The organism is Thalassotalea montiporae (assembly GCF_053485855.1).
In genome coordinates this window covers 1,491,095-1,515,423 of the sequence record NZ_JBQRUO010000001.1, presented here as the reverse complement: position 1 = coordinate 1,515,423, position 24,329 = coordinate 1,491,095, and the positions used below count along the sequence as shown (strand labels likewise).

The 24,329-nt window shown below is 42.2% G+C and carries 19 protein-coding genes; 10 read left to right on the top strand and 9 right to left on the bottom strand.

Going from position 1 to position 24,329, the window contains the following annotated elements; all coding sequences use genetic code 11:
• Positions 1 to 124: 124 nt before the first annotated feature.
• Positions 125 to 580 carry a methylglyoxal synthase gene (locus ACSLUR_RS06550; protein ID WP_448552878.1) on the top strand — a complete coding sequence of 152 codons (456 nt, stop codon included), beginning with the start codon at positions 125 to 127 and terminating at the stop codon, positions 578 to 580.
• Between the two features lie 420 nt (positions 581 to 1,000).
• On the opposite strand, the gene ACSLUR_RS06545 is transcribed toward ACSLUR_RS06550, so the two are convergent.
• Both ACSLUR_RS06545 and ACSLUR_RS06540 read right to left on the bottom strand, forming a co-directional pair.
• Positions 1,001 to 1,762: a LytR/AlgR family response regulator transcription factor gene (locus ACSLUR_RS06545; protein WP_116013849.1), complete on the bottom strand. Its 762-nt coding sequence runs from the start codon at positions 1,760 to 1,762 to the stop codon at positions 1,001 to 1,003.
• Entirely contained in the window at positions 1,755 to 2,852 is a 1,098-nt protein-coding gene (locus tag ACSLUR_RS06540; protein WP_448552875.1) for a sensor histidine kinase, read from the bottom strand. Before ACSLUR_RS06540 ends, ACSLUR_RS06545 begins: the two co-directional genes overlap by 8 nt.
• Before the next feature lie 465 nt (positions 2,853 to 3,317).
• Between ACSLUR_RS06540 and ACSLUR_RS06535 the strand changes: the two genes are divergently transcribed.
• The 8 genes from ACSLUR_RS06535 (at position 3,318) to ACSLUR_RS06500 (ending at position 15,661) form a co-directional block, all read left to right on the top strand.
• A complete protein-coding gene (locus ACSLUR_RS06535) occupies positions 3,318 to 6,296 on the top strand; it encodes a TonB-dependent receptor domain-containing protein (protein ID WP_448552873.1) in 2,979 nt (992 codons plus the stop codon).
• A 454-nt stretch (positions 6,297 to 6,750) separates the two neighbouring features.
• Positions 6,751 to 7,884 carry a porin gene (locus ACSLUR_RS06530; protein ID WP_448552871.1) on the top strand — a complete coding sequence of 378 codons (1,134 nt, stop codon included), beginning with the start codon at positions 6,751 to 6,753 and terminating at the stop codon, positions 7,882 to 7,884.
• A gap of 766 nt (positions 7,885 to 8,650) precedes the next feature.
• Complete coding sequence (locus ACSLUR_RS06525; RefSeq protein ID WP_448552868.1) at positions 8,651 to 10,168, top strand: methyl-accepting chemotaxis protein; 1,518 nt, start codon at positions 8,651 to 8,653, stop codon at positions 10,166 to 10,168.
• 315 nt (positions 10,169 to 10,483) lie between these two features.
• Positions 10,484 to 11,620, top strand: coding sequence for a porin (locus ACSLUR_RS06520; RefSeq protein ID WP_448552866.1), 1,137 nt, complete (start codon positions 10,484 to 10,486; stop codon positions 11,618 to 11,620).
• Between the two features lie 17 nt (positions 11,621 to 11,637).
• Positions 11,638 to 12,057 carry a type 2 periplasmic-binding domain-containing protein gene (locus ACSLUR_RS06515; RefSeq protein WP_448552864.1) on the top strand — a complete coding sequence of 140 codons (420 nt, stop codon included), beginning with the start codon at positions 11,638 to 11,640 and terminating at the stop codon, positions 12,055 to 12,057.
• A 508-nt stretch (positions 12,058 to 12,565) separates the two neighbouring features.
• Positions 12,566 to 13,702 (top strand): porin, encoded by a 1,137-nt coding sequence (locus tag ACSLUR_RS06510; protein WP_448552862.1) that lies wholly within the window; start codon positions 12,566 to 12,568, stop codon positions 13,700 to 13,702.
• A gap of 9 nt (positions 13,703 to 13,711) precedes the next feature.
• Complete coding sequence (locus ACSLUR_RS06505) at positions 13,712 to 14,128, top strand: type 2 periplasmic-binding domain-containing protein (protein WP_448552861.1); 417 nt, start codon at positions 13,712 to 13,714, stop codon at positions 14,126 to 14,128.
• A gap of 396 nt (positions 14,129 to 14,524) precedes the next feature.
• A complete protein-coding gene (locus tag ACSLUR_RS06500) occupies positions 14,525 to 15,661 on the top strand; it encodes a porin (RefSeq protein WP_448552858.1) in 1,137 nt (378 codons plus the stop codon).
• Between the two features lie 164 nt (positions 15,662 to 15,825).
• Here ACSLUR_RS06500 and ACSLUR_RS06495 read toward each other — a convergent pair whose 3' ends face one another.
• The 7 genes from ACSLUR_RS06495 to ACSLUR_RS06465 form a co-directional block, all read right to left on the bottom strand.
• Positions 15,826 to 16,338 (bottom strand): outer membrane lipoprotein, encoded by a 513-nt coding sequence (locus ACSLUR_RS06495; protein ID WP_448552856.1) that lies wholly within the window; start codon positions 16,336 to 16,338, stop codon positions 15,826 to 15,828.
• Between the two features lie 76 nt (positions 16,339 to 16,414).
• The gene (lpoB, locus tag ACSLUR_RS06490) at positions 16,415 to 17,014 is read right to left on the bottom strand and encodes a penicillin-binding protein activator LpoB (protein WP_448552854.1); all 600 of its coding nucleotides are present in this window, start codon (positions 17,012 to 17,014) and stop codon (positions 16,415 to 16,417) included.
• A gap of 62 nt (positions 17,015 to 17,076) precedes the next feature.
• Positions 17,077 to 18,621, bottom strand: coding sequence for a COG3014 family protein (locus ACSLUR_RS06485; protein WP_448552852.1), 1,545 nt, complete (start codon positions 18,619 to 18,621; stop codon positions 17,077 to 17,079).
• Between the two features lie 215 nt (positions 18,622 to 18,836).
• Positions 18,837 to 20,051, bottom strand: coding sequence for an ABC transporter permease (locus ACSLUR_RS06480; protein WP_115999936.1), 1,215 nt, complete (start codon positions 20,049 to 20,051; stop codon positions 18,837 to 18,839).
• Positions 20,052 to 20,090: 39 nt separating this feature from the next.
• Positions 20,091 to 21,407: an ABC transporter permease gene (locus ACSLUR_RS06475; protein ID WP_448552849.1), complete on the bottom strand. Its 1,317-nt coding sequence runs from the start codon at positions 21,405 to 21,407 to the stop codon at positions 20,091 to 20,093.
• Positions 21,408 to 21,463: 56 nt separating this feature from the next.
• On the bottom strand, positions 21,464 to 22,189 hold the full coding sequence (locus ACSLUR_RS06470) for an ABC transporter ATP-binding protein (RefSeq protein WP_115999934.1): 726 nt from the start codon (positions 22,187 to 22,189) through the stop codon (positions 21,464 to 21,466).
• Between the two features lie 92 nt (positions 22,190 to 22,281).
• Entirely contained in the window at positions 22,282 to 23,565 is a 1,284-nt protein-coding gene (locus tag ACSLUR_RS06465) for an efflux RND transporter periplasmic adaptor subunit (protein WP_448552846.1), read from the bottom strand.
• A gap of 210 nt (positions 23,566 to 23,775) precedes the next feature.
• Here ACSLUR_RS06465 and ACSLUR_RS06460 point away from each other — a divergent pair, with 210 nt between their 5' ends.
• On the top strand, positions 23,776 to 24,285 hold the full coding sequence (locus ACSLUR_RS06460) for a GrpB family protein (RefSeq protein WP_448552844.1): 510 nt from the start codon (positions 23,776 to 23,778) through the stop codon (positions 24,283 to 24,285).
• Positions 24,286 to 24,329 lie beyond the last annotated feature (44 nt).

The following is a 24,329-nucleotide window of genomic DNA, read 5'->3' as shown; positions in this document are numbered from 1 at the left end:
CTAAAACCTTTGATGAAATATTTTATAACTGCTTTCTGTTCATAAGTGCGCTAAAACAAGTGTTACAGCTAAAAAATTACATCACAGTTGGCTTATTAAAGAACTCATCAGGGAAAATAAAACGATGGAATATAAAACAATCCAATCTAACGCACAAAAATCCGTGGCGCTGGTAGCTCACGACAACATGAAAGCCAGTTTAATTGAGTGGTCTAATACTCACATTGAACAGTTAAGAAATCACCAGCTATACGCAACCGGAACGACAGGCGCCTTAATAGCTAAACAAACTGGCCTAAGTGTAAGCCAACTCATCAGCGGCCCGCTTGGCGGCGATCAGCAAATTGGCGCGCTGATCACAGAGCAACAAATCGATGTGTTAATTTTCTTTTGGGATCCGCTAGAAGCGCAGCCACACGACCCTGACGTTAAAGCCTTATTGCGACTTGCCGCTGTTTGGAATATTCCGGTGGCCTGTAATATTGCCAGTGCAGATTTACTCATTACCTCTAGCTTGTTTAGCCAAGTATTTGAACGTAAAGTCCCTGATTATCAACGTTATATATCAAGCAGAACATAAGGTATAATTCTAAACAAGTCGTTGTTCTGCATATAAAAACATCTGATTCTGGCGATATTGAAAGACATCAATACCAATCCTTCAGGCCTGTTTTCCATCCATGTCTGCCACTTGTCCCAAATTTCAATCAGTTTATCCCAACGCCGTTGTTGATAAGGATAGCTCTTTGCCATACTGACAACGTCAAAGAGAAATATGAGATTCAACTACTCTCTGGATACATATTTTCGATGACATTGAGGCATGTAGTTTTGTGTTTATGATCTGTCAATTTTAAACACGATGATGACTTTACAGGGGGTGAAGTTTTGCCCCCTTCTTTTTTATGCCTAGTTTGTAGGTATGCTTTTTACAGTTCAGCGCTTTTTAACCAACATTTAAAAACTAAACTTCTCGCTTTTGCACCTTTGAACCAATTGACTACTGTTCACCAATCAATGCTTCTAGTTTACCTTTGTTTCTGCGCGAAAGCGTTAACTGCTCTCCTGATTTTAAAATCACGCTATAATCGCCATTTTCATTAGGTCTAAGCTCAATAACACTTGAGCGCCTAACAATAGTTGAACGATGAATCCGAACAAACACATTCGGGTCGAGTTGCTTCTCTAAACTGGTTAGTGTTTCTCGGTGCAGCACAGGCTTGTCATCAAACAAATGAACTTCGGCATAATTTCCAGCTCCTGCAATAAAGTTAATTTGATCAACATCGACGAGTCGAATACGACCGGGATCTTTCACCACTAAACGTGTTTTATAGGCTCGGTCTTGCTCGTCAACCATATGCTGAATAAGTTGCCCAACTTTTTTGAAGTTCGTCGGCGACTTACTCGCCACTTGTTGGCGGGCACGATCGAGTGCTGCATAGAATTTGTCATCATCAAATGGCTTTAACAAGTAACCAATAGCATTTAGCTCAAATGCCGTAATAGCAAACTGATCATAGGCGGTAGCAAAAATAATCACAGTATCATTAGGCAGCTGTTCGGCTAGCTCAATGCCCGTTTTTCCCGGCATTTGAATATCAAGAAACACTATATCTGGGTGATGCTCACTAAATACATCCAGTACCTGATTTCCATCTTGCGCTTCGTAGACGTGTCCAACGTCGGTTTGATTCGCCAGTAACAATTTTATTGTTTCGCGTGCTAACGGTTCATCGTCAGCAACCAAAATATTAAGCATCCAATACTCCAATCGGCATACAAAGATAAGTTTCAAAATAACCATTTTCCATCGGCGTCAGGCTCAGCTGAAAATCCAAATGGTAGAGCTTTTCCAAACGCTTTCGACAATTACTCAGGCCGATGCCAAAGCCTTTGTGTTCGTCTTTTTCTGGAATTTTATTGATCAATTTGACGTGTAAATATTCATCCTGGCAATACACAGACAATTTTAGTTCATTTTGATCGCTTTCTAACTGAGAGCCATGCTGAACAGCGTTTTCAACTAAGGGTTGCAACAGCATAAAAGGCACATCGAGTGGCAAGCATTGATCGTCAACTTCAACCGATGTTTTCAGCTTATGGGCAAAACGCATTTGCTGAATGGTTAAGTAGCTTTGAATAAACTCGACTTCTTGCTCAAGCGAAATCAGTTGATGCCGCTGATTTTCTAATACTTTTCTCAACATAAAGCTGAGTTCACTCAAGGCTTTGATGGCATTATTTTTGTTATCTAGGCGGATCAAACTGGCAATTGTGTTCAAAGTATTAAATAAGAAGTGTGGATTAAGTTGAGATTTCAGTGACTGCAACTCCACTTGCAACAACTGCTCACTGAGCTCTTGATTACGGCGCGCTTGAATTCGTGAGTGTTTGTAATAAGTATATGAATAGCCGGAGCACAACACCGCTAAATAAACGAGAAAGTCCATATGCAAAGGACTTAGTAGGAGTTGCGAAAATGCCTCGGCAAGTACGGTTGGGTTAATGTAACCATTATTAATTAGCGAAACTTCAACAATGGTTAAACCCCAATATAAAGTGAAAAACAGCAACATCACTGCACAGGTTTTGCCAACAAAGGTCACCAATCGTTCTACATCAAACGAAATCATTTGCGTGCTGGCTATAATTAACGGCGCTAATAGCGCCCAATTTCCCCACCATGGTAAATACTCTAACCACACTTCGAACCACTCTACAGGCCTGTTAAAGTGTAGGCTCATACGGTAGCTATTGGTTGCCGCCATTGAATTTAATAACAGCCAAAACAAGGCATTAGCTAGCCAAAAATATTTAGATGGTAAGTTGTCGATAAAGGTTTTAAACATAATCTATAACGCGGATGATTCTTCCTTGTAATTAACGCTCGCCTGATTTTTGTATCTCATGCGCCTATTAGTTAGCTAAACAGTTAGTTAAACAGTTAGTTAAACAGTTAATTACATACTTTATTTATATAGTTCTCACACTAAGGCTTAAATGACGCTGTCACTTTTTGCAAATTTACCACCTGCGCACCTATAAATTTTTCAACACCCATCTTAAAACTACATTAAAAATCATGTGGTTACTACCTTTCAGAAAGCAAATAATTTTCGCCTATTTAAATCAAGCTACCGTTTAAATCAGCTATGAGGCCAATAATCACTTTATTTGCGCCACTGATGGATTGGCTAATGTCTGTGCATTGCGACAGGAGTAACGTGGCTCTGTTCATTCGTACTACTAGCTTCGTAAGTGGTGCTGCTAAACGTGCGTCTCGACAACGATTATAAAAAATCAGGGAGAATATTATGTTTACAAAAACAAGCGTAGCGAAGTCAGTTCGCTTTGCGCTGATGTTTGGTGCAACCTCAAGCGCTCTCCTCCTTCCGCAAACCACTTTTGCCCAACAAGCTGAACAAAATGCTGAAGAAGAGATCGAACGAATTGCCGTGACGGGTAGCCGAATTAGGCGACCAGGTGCGGTATCTGCTAGTCCTATCGTATCTGTTGGTGCTCAAGAAATTGAGATGATACAAACCCCACAAATAGAAGAAGTTCTGCGTAACTTGCCAGCAACTATTCCAGGCGATGGCGGCAGTGTAAATAACGGTACAGCTGGTGCTGCAACGGTCGACTTAAGGGCTCTTGGTACCGAGCGTACTTTGGTGTTGATGAACGGTCGCCGAATGATACCGTTTAACTTCAACGGTATTGTTGATACCGCATCAGTGCCTGTATCACTGATTGAAAGTGTTGACGTAGTCACTGGTGGTGCGTCAGCGGTTTACGGTTCTGATGCTATTGCAGGTGCCGTTAACTTCGTAATGAAGAATAATTTTGAAGGTGTAGAGCTACTTATTAACCATTCAGAAACAGGTGATAGTGATGGCGATACCGACAATATTTCACTAACCCTTGGTTCTTCGCTGAGTGATGGTCGCGGTAACGTTGCACTTTCTATGAACTGGACTGATCGAAAGCCTGTAATGCTGGGTGATCGTCCACTCGGTTTACTAGGTATTGCAACCGCATCTGGCGGTGGCTACCAATCCTTTTTAGATGGTGAAGGCCCGGTTCCACCGTTAGATAATTGTGGCGGCCCGAATGTAACTACCTTTGAAAGTGGCGGTGGTTCTACGACCTCTATTCCTACACGTTTTGCCATCGTTGGCGGTGGAGCAGATGCTGCAGGCCAATTTAGAGAGGATAGAACGTTAGGTGATGATTGTAGCCGCTTTAACTTCAACCCGTTTAACTTCTATCAAACCCCGCAAGAGCGCTACGGTGCAACAGCTATTGCCCACTACGATATAGCTGAAGAACACACTGTTTACACCACTGCGACCTTTACCAATACACAGGTAAGACAACAAGTTGCACCATCAGGTACATTTGGTTCAACCTTTAATTTACCAATTGCTAACCCATTTATTGGCGATCAAGCACGCCAATGGATCATTGATGCAGGTAACCAAGCACTTGCCAACGGCTTACTGAATGATGGCGTGCAAAACTGGCAAGATGTAAATGGCAACGGGGTTGTAGACCAAGAAGATTATTTGTTAGTTCAACTTCGCCGTCGTACTTTAGAGCTAGGCCCTCGTACCACTAACTTTGAAACTCAGCTATTCCAATTAGTTGCTGGTATCGAAGGGGTATTGTATGAAGATTGGGAATACAATGTATCTTTCCAATACGGTGAGTCTAACCGAACCAATATTAGTGCGGGCTACACGAATGTAAGCAACATACAAAATGCCTTAGACAGTACTGATGGTGTCACTTGTAATAACGGTGACTCGACGTGTGTTCCAATCGACTTGTTCGGTGGTTTTGGCACTATTACGCCAGCAATGGCAGCCTACTCATCAGCTACGGCACTGATTAAGCAAGAATATTCACAAGAAGTATTCAATGCGAGTGTTAATGGCCCTGTCGATGCGATTGAATTGCCTTGGGCAGGCGCACCACTATCACTTAGCTTTGGTTATGAGCATCGCCGTGAAACTGGTGAAACTATTCCGGATGAGTGTTTAAAAGAAGCACCTACTAGCTGTTTAGGTGGTGCTGGTGGTAACACTCTACCGATTGCTGGTGGTTTCAAAGTCGAAGAATTCTTCGTCGAAGGTGTGTTACCTATTGTTGAAGGTGAAAGCTTTGCTGAATCTCTGGAAATGGAATTTGCATTCCGTACAGCGGACTACGACTCAGTAGGTAGCAACGAAACCTGGAAACTTGGTTTTAGCTGGCGTCCGGTTGATAGCTTGCTAGTTCGTGTGATGCAGCAAGAAGCAACACGTGCACCAAACGTGGGTGAAATTGCATCGCCATCAGTAACGGGTTTAGACAATGCGTTAATCGATCCTTGTTCGGTTGCTAATGCCGCAAACATTGACAGTACGTTGCGTCAGCTTTGTATTTCAACAGGTATGACAGACGCGCAAGTAGGTCGTGTTCAAGATGTTATCTCTGGACAAGTTAATGCTTTCCAAGGTACTAACCCAAGCCAACTGCCAGATGCTGAAGAAGCTGAAACCTTCACGGCAGGTTTTGTCTACACCAATGAAGAACTTTGGGATCTAGAAGTTTCTGTTGACTACTACGACATTGAAGTCGACAACAGTATTGGTGAATTTACTGCACAGCAAACCTTAGATGCTTGTTATCAATTTGGCATCGCCAGCGAGTGTGCAAAAATCGTTCGTATTGGTGGTGACTTGACCATTGCAGGCTCTGGCATTCAAACCTTTACCACCAACTTAAGCTATCGATTAGCCGAAGGTGTGGAAGTAGGTATTAACTTCGCTATCGGTCTTGAGGATTGGGGTGAATTGCGTTTTAACACCGATATTAACCATTATATCGCGAATGAACGCCAGTCTTCAGAAGTACTACCTGTGATTGATTGTTTAGGTGCATACGGTAACAACTGTTCGCCAACGCCTGAAACAACGTGGAACCAACGTATTACTTGGGATATGGAAGACTTCACTGTTTCAATGTTGTGGCGTCACTTAAGTGGTATCGATATGGAGCCAGCACAGGCGGCAGGCTCATTTGAAGCATTTAGATCTATTGATGCTTATGACTACATTGACCTATTTGCCAGCTACCACATCAGCGAGCACATCAAGTTAACCTTGGGTGTTGATAACGTAACGGATGAAGATCCACCCGTTGTTGGCGGCGAAGCAGGTTCTACAACCTTCAACTCAGGTAACACTTTCCCAAGCACATACAGCGCACTAGGCCGTATTTACAAAGCGGGGGTAAAATTTACTTTCTAAGACACTTGCTAAACCATTAGCAAAAAGAAAACCTGGAAGTAATGCCTGATTGCAAATGCCGGTGAGTTAAGGTTCAGCACTAACTCACTGGCATTTTTATTGTTACTAACTCTACTGTCACTAACTTAGTTAGCTGGCCTCACTTTGCGTTTTAAGCTATTGAAAAACTTCAGCAACACAAGTACTCGTATTGCTGCTCATATTTTCTATAAAGTTACAAAAGCGTAACTCAACGGTTACATTTTATTACATCGCCATATCTTAATTCGATTAGAATTCGTTCCGCTTTGAGCGCATAGCATATTCTGTTCTAGTTCATTCACAAAGATTATAAAACGTAACAAGTCACCAGTTTATCGCGCAGATGCATACCCGTTTTTACGCAGCCATCGACTCAAGCTCAAGCATCATTTTGCATTTTCAATAAACAACAAGATAAGCAGTAAGGTAGTACATGAAAAAAACGCTTGTTACGCTCGCTCTAGCAGCAGCACTTCCACTTTCCGCTCACGCAGAATTAAACTTCAACGGTTTTGCCAATGTTGTCGCAGGTAAAGCATCAAGTGGCGACGAACAATGGGGCTATGATGACGATGTTGATTTTAAACAAGATTCATTATTTGGTTTGCAAGCAACAGCTGACTTGGGTGAAGGTCTTAGTGCTACCGTGCAATTAATCTCTCGCGGTGAAGAAGATTGGGAAACTGATTTTGAATGGGCTTACTTAGCATATGATATCAGTGAAGAGACCCGCGTCATTCTTGGCCGTCAGCGTGCCAACTTATATATCTACTCTGGTTACCTTGATGTGTCTTACGCCTACCCTTGGATTACACCACCAGAAGGCGTATACAGCTTGCAGTTTACTTCTTTTGATGGTGCGAGTATTAGCCACTCATTTAGCCTGGGTGAATTCGACACCAACGTACAAGCAATTTACGGTTCAGAAAGCCGTGATGTACTGGTATTAGACAGCGACATTTACTCAACTTTTGACAATATTCACGGCTTTAATGCGACGTTTAACCGCGATTGGTTAACACTTCGCGCTGCCTATATTTCAACTGACATTTCTATGCCTCACCCGATCGGCACAGCAATTGCCGAAGCATGGAACCAAGTACCAGGGCTTGAACATGTAGGTACTGAATTAATGCTTGAAGATGACCAAGCACAATTCGTTGAAGCTGGCTTACAAATTGACTACAACAACTGGCTTGTTATCAGTGAATACACCCACACTGATTTTGATGAATCAGCATCTGATACTGAAGAGTCTTTATATGTGACCGTAGGTTACCGTTTTGATGATGTACTTGTACACGCAACTTATGGTCGTGATAAGAATGACGCCAACCCAACGGTTAACGAGTTACCTTACGGTATTAACGCGCAACTTGACGAATTGTCAGCAACAACTGCGCGTGTATTCAATGCCCGTACTGAAGATTCAAAAAGCTACAGCTTAGGCGCACGTTGGGACTTCCACGAATCGGCTGCATTTAAAGTTGAGTACAGCCGTTTAGAAAGTGACTTGACCAACGAAGACACAAACTTAGTGCGCACTGCACTAGTAACTGTATTCTAATATCGACTTAATCTGCCAAAGTAATTTGGCCAAAATAATCGGCTGTATTGTTAATGGTGACCCCATTAGGTTTCATTTTATCAATACAGCCGCATTCATCATTACATAAGCTCTTTACATTACAACTAGTTGCATCACGGGACTTTAATCTTTGTTGCTATCCCCTTTCGCTAATCACACCATCTTACAATCCAATCGATAAGAGCCTTTTGTTTACCAAAGAGCTAATCTGCTAGTAACCTTTTCGTCAAATTGGCTAAACACAAAGTAGCAATATTGTTACAACATCTCATTAACAAAAACCTAACCATCGGACGATTTTCCGTAAAATGCACTATTTTTAATCTAATGTTAATACCTTGTATCCTCTGCCAATTAACACTGACCAAGAATCAGTCGAAATGTGCATTATTCACCCAAGTTATTCTATTTTATAAAATTTATCGTGCAATGAAATGTTATCCGTATAATATCGTTCTTGATAGATGATGTAGATCAAGCAAAGATGGTAAGCGCTTACGTTAAACTGCATTTGCCATTTCACCTCATGGATAGTTCGCCTAACTACACTTTGTTACGTAATTACTCTAATTATTTGATTATTATTTAACCTTAGCCAATTTTTGTCAGAATTAAACACAATAACAAGGCAGTACAAAAAAATATGATTTCAATTAAATCAATTTCTATAAGAACAAAAGTCTTACTTATCCCATTAGTGGGTATGATTGGATTTTGCCTGTATTTAGCAATCAGCATATTGTCGATGAATAATACTGTTGATCAGTTGGAGCAAGCCTATAAAGTTGATTATCAACTGTTACAAGGTGCAGACCGCAACTTAGTAAAATTAGATAAAATCACAGAAAATCTGGGTAACGCGGTTACTTTAGGCGAAGAAGAATTACTTGATACTGCTGCTAGCCTTGCTGACGAATTCAGAGCGGGTATCAATGAGGGTAAAAGAGTTGCCCCTCAATCTGCACAAGAACTGACCAATATTCTTGACGACTTTAACGCCTATTTCACCACTGGCCACAAGCTATCAAGCCAGCTAGTGGATGGCAGCGCAGATTTTGAAAAAATTGGCGAAATATCAAAGCAAATGACCGCGCAACTTGATACTGTTCACGCCAAATTAGAGAAGTTTCAAAGCGAACGCTACGACAGCTTTAGCAATGCGTTTGATAGTGCCGCGAAAAGTGCTAGCACCACAAGTACAATGGGTTTAATCGTCGGTGCTATTACCATTTTTGTACTCTTCCTTGTGGCTGTCCCAATTGCTAATGCGATTTACCGCAACTTAAACAGCATCATTGAATCTATGCAGGATATTGCCAAAGAAAACGGCGACCTAACCGTGCGTTTATCAACCAGTAGTAAAGATGAAATTGGTGATTTAGTTTTTTGGTTTAATAGTTTTATCGAGAAACTGCAAACCGTTATTAAAGATGTAGTTGATACGGCTACACCTGTCGCGCAAACGTCAAGCCAAATTCAAGGTTTATCAGATCAGTCATTACAAGCGTTTTCTCGCCAAACAGAAAGTGTTGTTCAATCTCGCCAATCAGTAGAAGAAATGAGCCAAAGCATTGCTAGCATCAGCCACAATGCTGCCGACGCTGCTGAAGCAGCACGATTAGCAAGTGATGAGGCAGAAAATGGTCGCAAAGTCGTTGAGTTAACGGTTAAGCAAATTCAAACATTAGCTGTTGATATTGAAAGCTCAGCGGTAACCATCAATCAACTGCAACAAGATACAGAGCGTGTAAATGTAGTGCTTGATGTGATTAAAGGAATTGCCGAGCAAACTAACCTACTAGCGCTTAATGCCGCAATTGAAGCTGCTCGTGCTGGTGAACAAGGTCGAGGTTTCGCGGTAGTTGCTGATGAAGTTCGCAGCCTGGCATCACGTACGCAAGAATCTACGGAGGAAATCAACCAAATGCTGGCACAGTTGCAATCTGCTGCGGGTGAAGCGGTTGTTAAAATGGAAAGCTCCTGTGCAAGCGTTAATACTAGTGTTGATTCTGCTCATCAGGCAGGCGAAAGCTTAATTGCGATCAATGATAAAGTTAACATTATTAACGATATGAACGGTGCAATCGCAACGGCAACTGAGCAACAACATCAAGTATCTAGCCTGATGATAAGTCATGTTGAAGATATTCAAAGCTGTGCTGACGAAGCAACGCAAGTATCAAACGATGTCGCTCAAGTAAGTGATAAACTTGCTGATTTAGCAGGCGAACTGGAAGGTGTGACTAAGCAATTTAACGTTTAGCTATTATTTAAACCCTAGCAGCTTGATCAAGTTACAAGAGTTAATACTTTTAGTTGGCTTTAAATAACAAATATTAATGGTATATAACAACTCAGTTACAGTTTAACTTGCAATATAAATCATATTAATTGAGAATCGCCCCTTGCACTTTTAGTGCAAGGGGCGATTTTTTTTGAAAGTTTTTCTTTAAATCACAGCTCTTTTAAGCTGCTGAAGTCAACTCTTCAATAATCATGCGTTTAACGCCAAGTTAAACGGCACATTCGAAAACTCGAATTACAACTCTTTACAACGCTATACAACACAAAGGTACTCATGAAAAAAGCACTTTTAAGCAGTGTGCTATGCACCCTTTTATCTGCCAATGCTGCGCAAGCAGAAGTTAGTTTTAACGGTTTTGCCAACATTGTCGCTGGTCAAGCATCAAGCGGCGACACGCTATGGGGCTATGACGATGACGTTGATTTTAAACAAGGTTCACTATTCGCTCTACAAGCAAGCTCAGACCTAGGTGAAGGTCTTTCTGCGACCGCACAAATTATTGCTCGCGGTGAAGATGATTGGGAAGCTGATTTTGAGTGGGCATACTTAACCTACAGCTTCAATGACAATACCCGTATCCTTGCCGGTCGCCAGCGCACGCCGATCTACATGCTGTCTGACTATTTAGACGTGTCATACGCATACCCTTGGATTTCTCCACCAAACGGCGTTTATGATTTTGAAATCACGCGTTTTGACGGTATTAGTGCAATTCACTCGTTCACATTAGGCGAGTTTGATTCAAGTATTCACGCTATTTACGGCTCTAATTCAGAAGATTTAGTGGTAAGTGGTGTTGAAGTTACTGATACACAAATCGAAAATATTTACGGTGCGGCATTAACCTTTAATAACGACTGGTTAACCCTACGTGGTGGTTACTTTACCGCTAACTTATCGTTCTCGCTACCTATTTTAGACCCACTGCGCAACTCATGGACTAACGCAGGCTTTGAGCAAGTCGTCGCTGACTTAACCCTAGATGACGACAGAGGTGAATTCTTAGAATTTGGCGTTCAAATTGACTACAACAATTGGTCATTTATCGCAGAATACGTTGATAACACGTACGAAGGCACGCCACTAGGTGATGAAGAGTCAATGTTCGCGACGATTGGTTACCGCTTTGATGATGTATTAGTACACCTAACTTACGGTAAAGATGAAGAAACTCCAGCAAGCGTTACCAATGGTGTACCTTCAGGTGTTGTTCCTGAACTTGATCAATTAGTAGGTTTTACTAATCAAGTACTTGATGCACAACGCGAAGATTCTTCTTACTATACACTAGGCGCTCGTTGGGACTTTCATGACTCTGCGGCATTTAAAGTTGAATTCACGCGTTTTGACAACGATTTATTGAATCAAGATACCAGCTTAGTGCGCACTGCACTTGTCACAGTATTTTAAGATAGGACGTTAATACGATGATGAAGTTTATCAAACCACTTTCTATCGCGGCGCTACTCTTTGCAAGCAATGCTAGTTTTGCTGATGTTGCCGTAATTGTTAACCCAGCGAATGCAAATACTATGTCAGATAGCGATATCTCACGCGCATTTTTGGGCAAGCTAAAAAACTTTGCAGACGGCCAAACTATTAAAGCCGTTAACGGTAAAGCAAATAGCGACTCACGCGTAGAATTTGAGAAAAAAGTGCTGAAGAAGTCGCCGGCACAAGTAAAAGCATACTGGTCTAAGCGTTTATTCACGGGTAAAGGCAAACCACTTCAAGAGTTAGACGCAGACGCACAAGTGCTATCGCTAGTTGCTTCAACTCCTAATGCCATTGGTTATGTTGATGCAAGTGCGGTTGACGGTTCGGTAAAAGTACTTAAAACATTTTAACGACTAACTGAGTTAACGTTAGAGTTTCTTAAATTCAAGGGCATAAACCTACACTAGTTTATGCCCTTTTTTTAGCATTCTCTGTACTAAATTAAATTCAATTTAGTTGAAGTAGAATTTCACAGCTAGAGCAGCACAAACTCCCTACCAATAAGCAATTACAACAAATTTAGCAGTTAAGTTCATATCAACTTCAATATTCCTCTAACAAGAGAAGAATAAATAATAATTACCTTAGCTATTTTGACACTAGTCGATTACAAGTTGATACATAGATTTTACAAGTCCACCGCACAAAATTAACAACGCCATAACAAGTCATTGATTTACATTGTTTTAAATCAATTTTTGAACATTTTAGCCCTATTTTTAGAAAGCGCTTTCAGTATAATTCACCTCCTTAAAATTCCAGAGAAGACAAATAACCTGTCTTCTCTAACTCACTTAGTTTTGCCACAAGTGAACACTTTAATTGATTTACTGTGGCATAGAAGTAAATAGGTAAATTATGAAAAGATCTTTGCTCGCGCTAGCGTTAACCGCTGCCCTGCCATTATCCTCTGCTCAAGCAGAGTTGAGTTTTAACGGATTTGCAAATATTGTCGCAGGTAAAGCCTCAAGTGGTGATAGCCAATGGGGCCACGACGATGATGTTAACTTTAAGCAAGATTCTTTATTTGCGCTGCAAGCATCAACAGATTTAGGTAAAGGTATTGGCGCGACAGTACAAATTATCTCTCGTGGTGAAAACGACTGGGATACCGAGTTCGAATGGGCATATTTAAGCTATGACCTAACAGAAAACACACGTATCTTAGCGGGTCGTCAACGTGCACCGCTTTACATGTATTCAGGCTTCTTAGACGTTTCTTACGCTTACCCGTGGATCACGCCACCACAGGGTGTTTACGACCTTGAACTTTCTCGCTTTGACGGGCTAAGCGTTAACCACAACTTTACTCTAGGCGAATTTGACAGCAGCGTTCAAGCATTCTTTGGCTCAGAGACAAACGATGTGGAAGTCATCGACCACATGGTTGAATCTGAATTTGAAGACATCTATGGAGTCAGCCTAACGTTGCAACGTGACTGGTTAACACTGCGCAGCGCCTATGTACAAACAGACTTTTCACTGCCAGATGAGGGCGCCACTGAGCTAGGCAACGCATGGCGCGCAATCCAAGGATTCGAATTTATTGGCGATGAAGTCACTTTAGTGGAAGACGAAACGAAATTTGCCGAATTTGGTATCCAAATCGATTACAATAATTGGCTGTTTATTGGTGAATACACACACGTTAAATACGATAGCATGCCGTTAAAAAATGAAAAGTCATTGTACGTGACTGGCGGCTACCGTTTCGACAACCTGCTGGTACATCTAACATACGGTCAAGATGAAAACGAAGTTAACAATGCTATTAACCAATTGCCTTTTGGTATTGCGCCTGAGCTTGATGGTTTGTCTGCAGTGACTGAGCGAGTGTTTAGATTCCGCGAACAAGACAGTTCTTATTACACATTAGGCGCGCGTTGGGACTTCCACAGTTCAGCTGCACTAAAAGTTGAATACAGCCGCTTGGAAAACGACTTATCTAATCAAGACAGTAATTTAATTCGCACTGCGTTAGTAACTGTATTTTAAGGAAGTATTATGAAGTTATTAAAAACCCTATCGTTATCACTGTTGTTAAGTTTGAGTGCAGCGGCCTCAGCTGAAGTCGCCGTTATTGTCAATTCTGCCAATGGTAATAGCTTATCGGATAGTGATATTTCTCGTGCTTTCCTTGGTAAATTAAAAACCTTTGCTGATGGCCAAACCATTAACGCAGTAAATAGTAAAGCTGGCAATCAAGCACGTGGCGAATTTGAAAAGCTAGTACTGAAAAAGTCTTCCGCACAAGTTAAAGCTTACTGGTCTAAACGCCTATTCACGGGTAAAGGCAAGCCACTGAAAGAGCTTGCTTCAGATGCCGACGTTATCAGCTTTGTTGCTTCAACACCCAATGCCATAGGTTATGTTGATGCCAGCAGTGTTGATGGCTCAGTCAAAGTACTTAAAAGCTTCTAGCAAAATCTAGTACAAATTTGCCTTGCATTAGCAAAGTCCGCTAAATCTACTAAATCAGCGAAGTACATTATGACTTCGCTAGAATCCTTGCGGCCAAAATTAACCATAAAAGTACTATTGAAGTGCTCAAGCTAACCTCCAGAAGAGAGGTTATGGTTAGGAAAAAGCGCAGTAAAACAATTAGTTTTGAGTGACGGTATAGCTTAGCGACATCTGAAAATACAAAAATATTGAAAACAAAATTATCAACAACAAGCGACACAAAGCGCGAACAAATTTTTGCCAGCTAAGTGCTGGCAATAAGTAGTAATTTTATTAGCTAATTTTATCGCTCAATTCAAAATATCAGCCATTCAATTGGCGACTGAGCGAATAAATGTAATTCAAAGGAATATCATGAAAAAGTCTCTTGTTACGCTTGCTTTAGCAGCAGCACTTCCTCTGTCATCAGCGCATGCTGAATTAACCTTCAACGGTTTTGCCAATATTGTTGCAGGTAAAGCATCAAGTGGTGATACACAATGGGGTTATGACGATGATGTCGACTTCAAAGAAGACTCATTGTTTGCCCTTCAAACATCTGCAGATTTAGGCGATGGCCTTAGTGTAACAGCTCAAATCATTGCTCGTGGTGAAGACGACTGGGAAACTGATTTTGAGTGGGCATACTTAAGCTACAGCTTAAATGACCAAACAACAATAATGGTAGGTCGTCAACGTGCGCCACTGTTTATGTACTCTGAATACCTTGACGTATCTTATGCGATGCCTTGGATTACCGTACCAGAAGGACTTTACGCAACCGAGTTTTCAAGTTACGACGGTGTTAGTGTCAGCCACAACTTCTCATTCGGAGAGTTTGAATCAAGCATCCAAGTAATTGGCGGTGCTGAAACAACAGAAATGAATATTGCCGGTGACTTTATCGATGTTGATTTCAACAATATGTACGGTGCTAACCTTACTTTAACTCGCGATTGGCTAACCTTACATACAGCATTTTTATCCGCTAAAGTAAGCGTGCCTAACTCTCGTGCCGATGGTTTAGGCAATGCATGGCTCGCCACACCAGGGTTTGAATTTGTTGCTGAGCAGATTACTGTTGAAGACGATACCATGGACTTCGCAGAAGTGGGCATTCAAATTGACTACAACAATTGGTTAGTTATTGCAGAATACTCACGTCAAAACTACGAAACCATGACCATCGATAACGAAGAAGCCATGTATGCCACCATTGGCTACCGTTTTGATGATATTTTAGTTCACGCAACGTACGGCATGGTCGAAAACGAAGTTAACTCTGTTATTGACCAGCTACCTGTTGGTGCCGCAGAGCCTTTAGCTTCACAAGTTGATCTAACTCGTCAATTCTTAAACTTCCGTATGCAAGACAACACCTACTATACAATTGGTGCGCGTTGGGACTTCCACGAATCTGCGGCATTTAAAGTAGAGTTTAGCGCTCAAGACAATGAGCTAACTAATGAAGATACTAGCTTAGTACGCACTGCCTTAGTCACGGTATTCTAATCTCGCTAGAAAGTAGTAGTTTACAAAAAATGCAAAAAGCCAGACTAATTACTTAGTCTGGCTTTTTTACTTAAAGCTTTTATTCGCTACTTTTTAATCACTATTTTTTATGCGCAATAGGTTTAGGAGAGCCTATAGGATTAGTGAAACTCGTATAATGACAGCTACAACTGCTTATCAATTCTCACACTGCCGTTAGCTAGGTAAATCATCCGTATTTCATCACCAGCACTAAATAACATACGGCGATCATAATCTTGAATCACCATATATTGACTGCCATCTTCTAAACGAATGTTTAGTTCGATCAACTCTAATACACGCTCTTGTCTACGAGAGTGGTTGTTGTCAGCAGCTGCGGCACCTAATAGTGAGCCTAAAATGGTCGCTATCGCTTGCCCTGAGCCATCGCCAAATTGGTAACCTATCGCGCCACCAATGAGTGCTCCACCAAATACCTGCCAACCATTGGCTTGGTCTTCGCGAATTTCCCGCTCAGTAATTCGACGCGTCGAGAGTACTTCACCAAACAGCACTTGCTGCACAGGCACCGCCTGATTGCGTTGGTATTCACTCGCCTTTGCCATTCCCGTTAAACTAACAAACAAAATGCTAGCGAACATCAGTGGCAATAACAAAGACAATGCCTGAAATCGAATTATCACACTATTGTTCATTTGCTCACCTCTTAATTAGTTAGCTTTTTCAATGATGTATGCTTTCAACATATTAAAGCTTATAGTAACGCTGCTGCTACCAGCCGATTGAAGCTTTCTCGCGAGTTTTGCGAATTTCAGTCTCGTCAGCCCACTCAATAATGCCACTTTTTAGATCCATTAAACGCATCGTAAATTTATAGTAGACGTCTTTCTTATCTTCGTTAGTTTTAACAATACTTGATAAGTTGCCATATAGCATATATTCAGCGCCTACTTGCTGACCAAACTGAATCGCTTTACTTGGGTCAACTAAGCCGCCCGTTTGTTGGAAATCTAACTGCTTACGCACGGCTTCAACACGACTCATATCAACAAAACGGAACTTGCCAGAGCGCAGCACTTTAGTAGAAATTGAATCGGTAATGGATTCCGTATCAATATGCTCGCTGGTTTTGTTCTTTAAACGCTCAATAAATACCACTGGACGTTTGTTTTGAGTTAATGAACCAATAATCGGCGAGGCAATGAGAGAGTCGGTCATCTGATTAGCCACAGTTTGTAAATCAGTTGAGCCAAAATTGATATCTGTTGTTTCAACAGCGGTTGCATCACCATAGCTCACAACTTGCTTGCTTGAACAACCTGCTAACGCCATTACTGACAACGCTGATGCAATAAATAATGCTTTTTTCATAGTTAATTCCTTTCCGTTTTTCTTAAAATTTCTTCTTGAGCTTTGGTAAACAGTTAAACTCGCTACAGCACAGCCTGTTTGAATTGCCATACTTGCCCAATTTCTGAGATCACCACTAAGGTTATTTTATTGGGCGCTATAGTGACCATAGTGTCATTAGCCGCTAAATTTTTGCGATTAAAGCTAAGTTGATGCTCACCAGCTGGCAGGCCAGCTTTAATAATTTGAACATCGCCTGGCAGTGTTAGCCAACTGCGTGTATCGGCACGCTCAGACGCTAGGTTATACAACCCAGCCAAAATATTACCGACATCACCGCCCTCTTTGCTTAACTTTCTTCGCACTTGCTCTTTCGCCACTAAACGCAACACTTGACGACTCACGATTGACGGCAAACTCTCTGCTAATTGTTTAGCAACTAACGCTTGTAAATTAACGATGGTCTCAGCGGTTAATGTTTCTTTGCCCAGTTGAAGTTCAATTGCTCGAGATGACGCACTATTATTCCCATCGCTTATATTTGAATAGCCTTTTACATAGCTAGGCACCGACACACTGTAAAACCTTGGGTCGCCTCCGCTCGTCCAAATCGGTAAACGCACCGCTTGCTCTTGTTTAGCTTCAATCAGTGACTGTTCATAAACAACAACTAGCTGCCCTTGTTTATGACCTAACGAGCCTTGCTTAGTGTTTTGCTCACCGACTTTCTCACTGCCTTTCTGACCGCCTTTCTTACTGCCTTTCTTACTGCCAAGGACGCTAGTGCTTAATAACTGGTTAACATAAGCTTTACCAAGCTGTTGATTGTAGTATTCAAGGTCATTATTCATCCCTAATACTGAACCAAGCCTTAATACATCTCGCTGTAAATATTGATTATCCGGGAAGATTTCTAACGCCTTTTTATAGTCAATATAGGCATCGTTAAGCTGGCCAGCCGCTTCATAAAAAATGCCCGATAAATAAAATGTGTAGGCATTTTGAAAACCATTTTTTATCTGCCCAGCTTTGCTTGTTAATGCCGACATAGTGTTATCAAGGTAACTAAAATCAACATTCTGCTGCTCAGCATTCGCCTCAATAAGCTCATCTTCATATTGGACTAGTGCAGCTTCTTGGATCTGATTGGCGCGACGAACTTCAACCAGCGCACCTTCCAAGTCATGAGCTAAGGCATAATTAAGTGCTTGATAACCATGCATCATACTTTGCTCATAAGCAGGCATTTGATAAGCGATAGCATTGTCATTAGTCACTAAGGTATTCACACGCTCTAGACCTTGACCTAACCTTAACTTTGCTTGATTTCGCTGTGTCTCAAGTGCTTGATAGCTTTGCTCAAACCACCAACGACTTTGGTTTATATCACCTTGTAAAAAGGCCAATCGCCCCTGTTCGACTAACGATAATTGATAATTAGTATCGCCTGCATGCGCTTTGGGTACCTGTTGAATAGCGCTCGCAACATTCCCTTGAGACAGTGCTGCCCGAACAGGTTGGAATTGTGACGCGTAATCTTGAAATAGGTTATTCAGCTGCAATGTCGCACAACCAGAAACAACCAACAAAGAGCAAGCAATAAAAAGTCGCTTTGCAAGCACAAGCATAGAAAAAACAATTCCTTACCGAGAAGATATCAACCACTCTAACGAGTAATTCATGAATCCTAAATGAACGAGCCTCAATATAAATAAATTAGCGTTAGAAGATAAGCGTTGGCGTGTAAAATTTCGTAAAAATACGGGTTAGATGTCAAAAAGTATATCAAGAGGTGGAGCGTGAGTACCCGCTGAACACGAGCACTCACTTTTGTCTTGGCGAATTAAACCGTTCGAGTCGCAGTTGCCGGAGCGATACTTGTTGCTTTTCGGGCTGGCCCAAATACTGCGGCTTGACCAACAAGGCAAAGCACCAACATACCCACAGGAATATAGAACCAACTCATGGGGGTCAGTGACAAAGCGTTAACTAATACCATATTAAGGCCAATAGTTAATGCCGCCCCAAGCAATACACCGAAAGCGCTAATGATCAGGTTTTCCGTCATAAAGTAGCGTAAAATATCTGCCTTCGTCGCCCCTAACGCACGACGAATACCGATCTGCTTTTTACGGCGATTAACACTAAAACTAGCTAAACCAACAATACCTAAGCTGGTCACTATGGTCAGCGTAATGATCACTGTGCTCAGAATTTTAATCATCGCGTTATGACCGCGATAACTGCGCTCTCGCACGTAGTCTACGCTGCGCATATTTTGCACGACACGAGACTTATTGGCCGATAGCAATTCCTCAACTTGCTTCATCATTTCATCTCGCTGGCCATCCTCCGTGCGAATAAAATAAGTGCTTGAGTCGCGTTCTAAATACTCAGGCGATAAGAATGAATTGTCAACGTTATTCCAACCCACCCACGGTGCTTGGAGTTTATCGATAACACCAGTGATGATCATTGGTTCAGTGTCATTGATATAAACAGTTTTACCAATAGTTTGAGCGTAATCTAGATCGGGAAACAAACGCTTTGCCATTGCCTCTGTCACAATAATTTTATCCGGCCAGTCGCTTGCGCTATTGCCACGCCAGCGGATATCAGATGCGCTAAAATTCTCACCGGCGAGTAACTGCACATCAAGCGCATTAATACCGCGTTCATCAACCATATAAACCGCAGTACCAACGCCGTCATGCTCGGCGCCAGGTTCGGTTTGTAAGCCCATTGACCAGCCACTGCCACTCACCGGAATCGCATTGATCTGAATTGCATCAATCACCCCAGGTAGCGCGCGAATATTGGCTAAGTCTTCTTCAATGGTCGCTTTGGCGCTAAAGTTTTCAGAAAATCCACTGCTGTTCACGAAAAACGAATTCGCTTCGTCAATGCCACTGGGTCGCTTAGTTTCTTGACTGCGTTCAATAATGATAAATACAGAGTTGACTATAATCGCCATGGTAAAGGCGATTTGTATCGCTATCAGCAGTGCGCCAACTTTGTTGCGCAACAAGGCGCGAAATATAGGTCCTAATGTAAGCATTGTGTTGCTCCTATTTTATGCTTCTATGTTGCTGGCCAACTATTGGCTACTTAGCTGCGTCGCAGGTGCAATATTGCATGCTCGCCAAGTTGGGTATAAACCCGCTAATACACTGGCAACTATGGCAATACCAATGCCAGTAAATGCCATCACCCAGTCAAGCGACACTAAATTTTCGACAAAGTCACCGTATAAGGTCTTGATACCAACTAAGCCAAACATTGCCAGCGCTAGGCCCAGCAAGCCCCCGAGCAAACCTATAGTTGCGGCCTCAATAATGTGCTGTATAAATACATCGCGTTTCGACGCACCAATGGCACGGCGCAAGCCAATTTCGGCTGATTTCCCCATAAATTTGGCAAGCAGCAAGCCTACGGTATTAAGCAAACACACCACCAAAAACATAAACGACATCCACATCATCATTTTGGCGTCGTCTTCTACCACTTGTTGGTTTTCCATCCAGCCCATCACATCTAGCAATTGGTTATTCATGTCTCTTGGAAAACGCCCCAATGCTTTTTGCTCACTCACATAATTGTTTAGAAACGCCAGATAATCTGACTTTTCTTGCTCGCTATTTAGCTGAACCCACATCTGGTAGTTAATACACTCAGATTGCAAGAACGCTTTAAACCCTTCACCTTCTGGGCTTTTCCAACAGTTGGTGTTGCCCCAGTTAGGCAGCTCATAGGTTTCCTTTAGGAAAAATGGAATAAACACTTCTTCGCTTTCATCAAATGCGCCGTTGTTAACATCGTAGAACTTCGGCATGGGCTGCCAAGTATCAAGCACACCAACAACTTTGTAGTTTTGCCCCGCAAGCAATACCGTGCGCCCAATCGAGTTCTCACCGCCAAACAACTTATCGTTAATGCGCTTAGTTAACACAATCACCTGCTCTCGCTGCTGATCACTCGCAAGTTGCCAACCACCGCCAAACAAAAACGGTGTGTCGAACATGGTAAAGAAGTCACCAGTGGTTAGACGAATTGATGCTTGAAACGGATTAATATCTTGATTCTCAGGAACAATAATTCCGCCTGACTTTGCCATCACGACTTGTTTGCTTGCTTGTTGCGCGTTGAACAAATTATTGGCTTCTGTCCAAGTAATTTGGTTGGGTGGATCGCCATTGTCATCATTAAATGCATTGTGCGGATCCCAGCTGTCAACCTGCACGTAAAAAAGCTGAGTGCTTTTATCTGGAATGGGATTGGCCGACATTAAATAGTTTACGGTGATCGTGGTCATGCTCGCCCCTATGCCTAAGGCGATAGCAAGCACCATTAGCATGCTTAGCAGTGCATTCTTTTTAATGCTTTTCACGGCAAGTTTTAGGTAATAACCAAACATATTGCCTCCTGTTATTTTTCTTAGTAAATGTTCTCTAGTGAATGTTTTTTCTACCGCTAAGCTTGTGCAGCTGGCATAGCGACCACATCTGCCGCACTTGCCACAACTTGCTCGGTATCGATATCGCTCACTTGGCCATCTTTAACAAAAATATTGCGCGTAGCCTGAGTTGCTAGGTGCGGATCATGGGTAACCATGACAATGGTGGTTCCTGCTTTGTTAATATTTTTCAGTAGCTCCATCACACTTTGTGCCATCGCAGAATCTAAGTTGCCGGTTGGTTCATCAGCCAGCAAAAATCTTGGCTTACCAGCCAAAGCTCTGGCAATTGCGACACGTTGTTGTTGACCACCAGATAGCTGCGAAGGCAGGTGCTTCATTCGGCTCGCTAAACCGACAATTTCAAGGCTTTCCTCAATCCGCGACTTGCGCTCTTTGGCGTTAAAACCGCGATAACGCAACGGTACATCGACATTGTCGAACAAGTTAAGATCAGGGATCAGATTGTAGCTTTGAAAAATAAAGCCAATTTTTTCATTACGCAGTTTGCTACGCTGATTGTCATTGAGGTGACTAACGTCTTCGCCATCAAGCACATAACTTCCGCTGTTAAAGGTTTCTAACATGCCAGCAATGTTGAGAAAGGTTGTTTTACCTGAGCCTGACGGGCCAGTTACGGCGACAAATTCACCTTCATTTACCTGTAAATTAAAGTCACGAAGTGCATGTGTTTCGACTACCTCAGTGCGAAATACCTTTTTTATATTGGTCATGGTGAGCATGATATTCTTCCTTCTTATGTCGTTTTCTTTTGAGCAGTGGCTGATAAGCGTATTACCAGCCTGCGTAATATTTTTGTTGTTATAACAAGTAGTTAATTCGTTAACAGAATTTTGCTGGCATCGTTGAATTGGTCAGTACTGGAAACAATAATTTGGTCACCAACAGCAAGGCCGCTGCTAATTTCCACCATAGACAAACTGCGTGCACCGGTGACAATTGCCACTTTTTCAGCGCTATCGCCGATAACTTTGAAGGCAAATCGTCCGCTTGAGCTTTCTAAAAATTGACCACGGCGCACCATTAGCACATCAGCTTTTCGCTCCATCAATATACGAGTGGTTAAGCGCTGGTTTTGGCGCAGGCCAGGTGGTTGTGAAGTATCGGAGGCGGCAAAACGTACACGCCCAGTTACTTGATTGTTCTCGATTTCGGGCGAGATAGTAACTAAGTTAGCCGCATACGTTTCGCCATTAACTGTTACCTCAGCGGCCATACCAATGGCTAGATCATCGGCGTAGCTTTCGGGTATAAACACTTCGAGTTCAAATTCAGATAAATCAACAACGCTTAGAATAGGTTGGTCGCGGCTAACTTGGTTCTTTTGTTTTACTGCCAAGTTACCCACGATGCCGCTTACGGGGGAGCGCAGTATCAACTCATCAACTTTACGCTGCAGCTCTTTAACCAAAAGCGCTTGGCGGTCAACTTGCAGTTGGTTGGTTTTAATCTCAAACGCTAAGCTTTCGGCGTTCAGCGCAGCGTCTTGCTCTGCGTGTTGAAAAACAAACTGCGCGTTTTGTAGATCGTCTTGCGCTTTTTCGAAATCAATTTGGCTGATGGATTTAAATTCGTAGGCTTTGTCTGCACGACGCTTTTCTCGGTCTGCCGCCACTAAGGTGACTTTAGCCATGTCTACTGACTTTTGGTCTTCTAGCGCCTGCTTTCTTGCCTGAATTTTTTGTCGTTCGAGTTCGAGTTTTTGCTGCTCTAGGCTCGCTTGCTCTTGTTTCAGCTCATTGGTTAATTCAGGGCTGTCGATACTCGCCAATACTTGACCTTTAGAAACTTCATCGCCGGCGTCAACAGAAAAAGTAATTGTGCCTTGCCCTGTTGCATAAAGCCTTGGGCTAACCGCGGCAACGACTCGCCCTTGCACAGATAAATCTCTGACCAAGTCGCCGCGTTCAACGGTGGCGATACGCAGCCTGTCGCGCGCAATACTGGCTTCACCTGATGACCAACTGCTGATCGCAGGAGCTGCTAAGAAAAATAAAACAAGAATTATGGCAACGGATAAACCGCTTACTAACCACGTTTTTTTACTGGATTTTGGCGTCAGGACGACATCCTGTCCGCTAGTGTCTGCAATTTTCACAACGCTTTCCCGAAATTTGAATTAAAAAGAACAATCAAAGGGTAAGTAGCGGGGCGAATTAAAAAGGTTTAAAAATTTGTGTAATTTATCTGCATTTTTTGTAAGGTGCGTTTAACAATAACGGTTGTGATTCGCTACAAATGCGGCAAAAATCATAAGCGGTAGCACATACAAGCTAGTAAGAATTTTTTAGCATGACAAGAGGTTTAGTTGATTGAAATAGTAGATTACGACGCTCGCTGGCCACAATTATTTAGCGTCGAAAAACAACATATCGAGCGCATTGTTAGCCATTGGCTTTGCGGCACCATTGAACATGTCGGTAGCACTTCCATCGTTGGATTAACGGCCAAGCCTGTGATTGATATCATGGTTGGTGTGAAGTCACTAAATCATGCTCAAGATGCTATTCAAGTATTAGTCGACAGCGGCTACTGCTATTACCCTTACAAGCCTGAAGTGATGCATTGGTTTTGCAAGCCATCGCCAGAAATTCGCACCCACCATTTACACTTAGTCCCCTATCAAAGTCCGCTTTGGCATGAGCGCACCCTCTTTCGCGATTACCTGCGAGCACATCAGTCAGTAGCAATTGAATACGCCAAACTAAAGCGACAGTTAGCCATACAATATCCAGAAGACAGAGAGCGTTACACGCAAGGTAAGTGGCAATTTATAGAGCAAGTGTTGCGCCGAGCTCAAGAGGAAGGTAAGGCTTAGTCACAGCATTTGTAACGAGTGATTTTTATCAATTAGATTTTCGT

Excerpts from the sequence above, each read along its gene's own strand:
- ACSLUR_RS06550 (WP_448552878.1), top strand. The coding sequence starts at position 125 with ATGGAATATAAAACAATCCAATCTAACGCACAAAAATCCGTGGCGCTG.
- ACSLUR_RS06545 (WP_116013849.1), bottom strand. The coding sequence starts at position 1,762 with ATGCTTAATATTTTGGTTGCTGACGATGAACCGTTAGCACGCGAAACA.
- ACSLUR_RS06540 (WP_448552875.1), bottom strand. The coding sequence starts at position 2,852 with ATGTTTAAAACCTTTATCGACAACTTACCATCTAAATATTTTTGGCTA.
- ACSLUR_RS06535 (WP_448552873.1), top strand. The coding sequence starts at position 3,318 with ATGTTTACAAAAACAAGCGTAGCGAAGTCAGTTCGCTTTGCGCTGATG.
- ACSLUR_RS06530 (WP_448552871.1), top strand. The coding sequence starts at position 6,751 with ATGAAAAAAACGCTTGTTACGCTCGCTCTAGCAGCAGCACTTCCACTT.
- ACSLUR_RS06525 (WP_448552868.1), top strand. The coding sequence starts at position 8,651 with ATGAATAATACTGTTGATCAGTTGGAGCAAGCCTATAAAGTTGATTAT.
- ACSLUR_RS06520 (WP_448552866.1), top strand. The coding sequence starts at position 10,484 with ATGAAAAAAGCACTTTTAAGCAGTGTGCTATGCACCCTTTTATCTGCC.
- ACSLUR_RS06515 (WP_448552864.1), top strand. The coding sequence starts at position 11,638 with ATGATGAAGTTTATCAAACCACTTTCTATCGCGGCGCTACTCTTTGCA.
- ACSLUR_RS06510 (WP_448552862.1), top strand. The coding sequence starts at position 12,566 with ATGAAAAGATCTTTGCTCGCGCTAGCGTTAACCGCTGCCCTGCCATTA.
- ACSLUR_RS06505 (WP_448552861.1), top strand. The coding sequence starts at position 13,712 with ATGAAGTTATTAAAAACCCTATCGTTATCACTGTTGTTAAGTTTGAGT.
- ACSLUR_RS06500 (WP_448552858.1), top strand. The coding sequence starts at position 14,525 with ATGAAAAAGTCTCTTGTTACGCTTGCTTTAGCAGCAGCACTTCCTCTG.
- ACSLUR_RS06495 (WP_448552856.1), bottom strand. The coding sequence starts at position 16,338 with ATGAACAATAGTGTGATAATTCGATTTCAGGCATTGTCTTTGTTATTG.
- lpoB (WP_448552854.1), bottom strand. The coding sequence starts at position 17,014 with ATGAAAAAAGCATTATTTATTGCATCAGCGTTGTCAGTAATGGCGTTA.
- ACSLUR_RS06485 (WP_448552852.1), bottom strand. The coding sequence starts at position 18,621 with ATGCTTGTGCTTGCAAAGCGACTTTTTATTGCTTGCTCTTTGTTGGTT.
- ACSLUR_RS06480 (WP_115999936.1), bottom strand. The coding sequence starts at position 20,051 with ATGCTTACATTAGGACCTATATTTCGCGCCTTGTTGCGCAACAAAGTT.
- ACSLUR_RS06475 (WP_448552849.1), bottom strand. The coding sequence starts at position 21,407 with ATGTTTGGTTATTACCTAAAACTTGCCGTGAAAAGCATTAAAAAGAAT.
- ACSLUR_RS06470 (WP_115999934.1), bottom strand. The coding sequence starts at position 22,189 with ATGCTCACCATGACCAATATAAAAAAGGTATTTCGCACTGAGGTAGTC.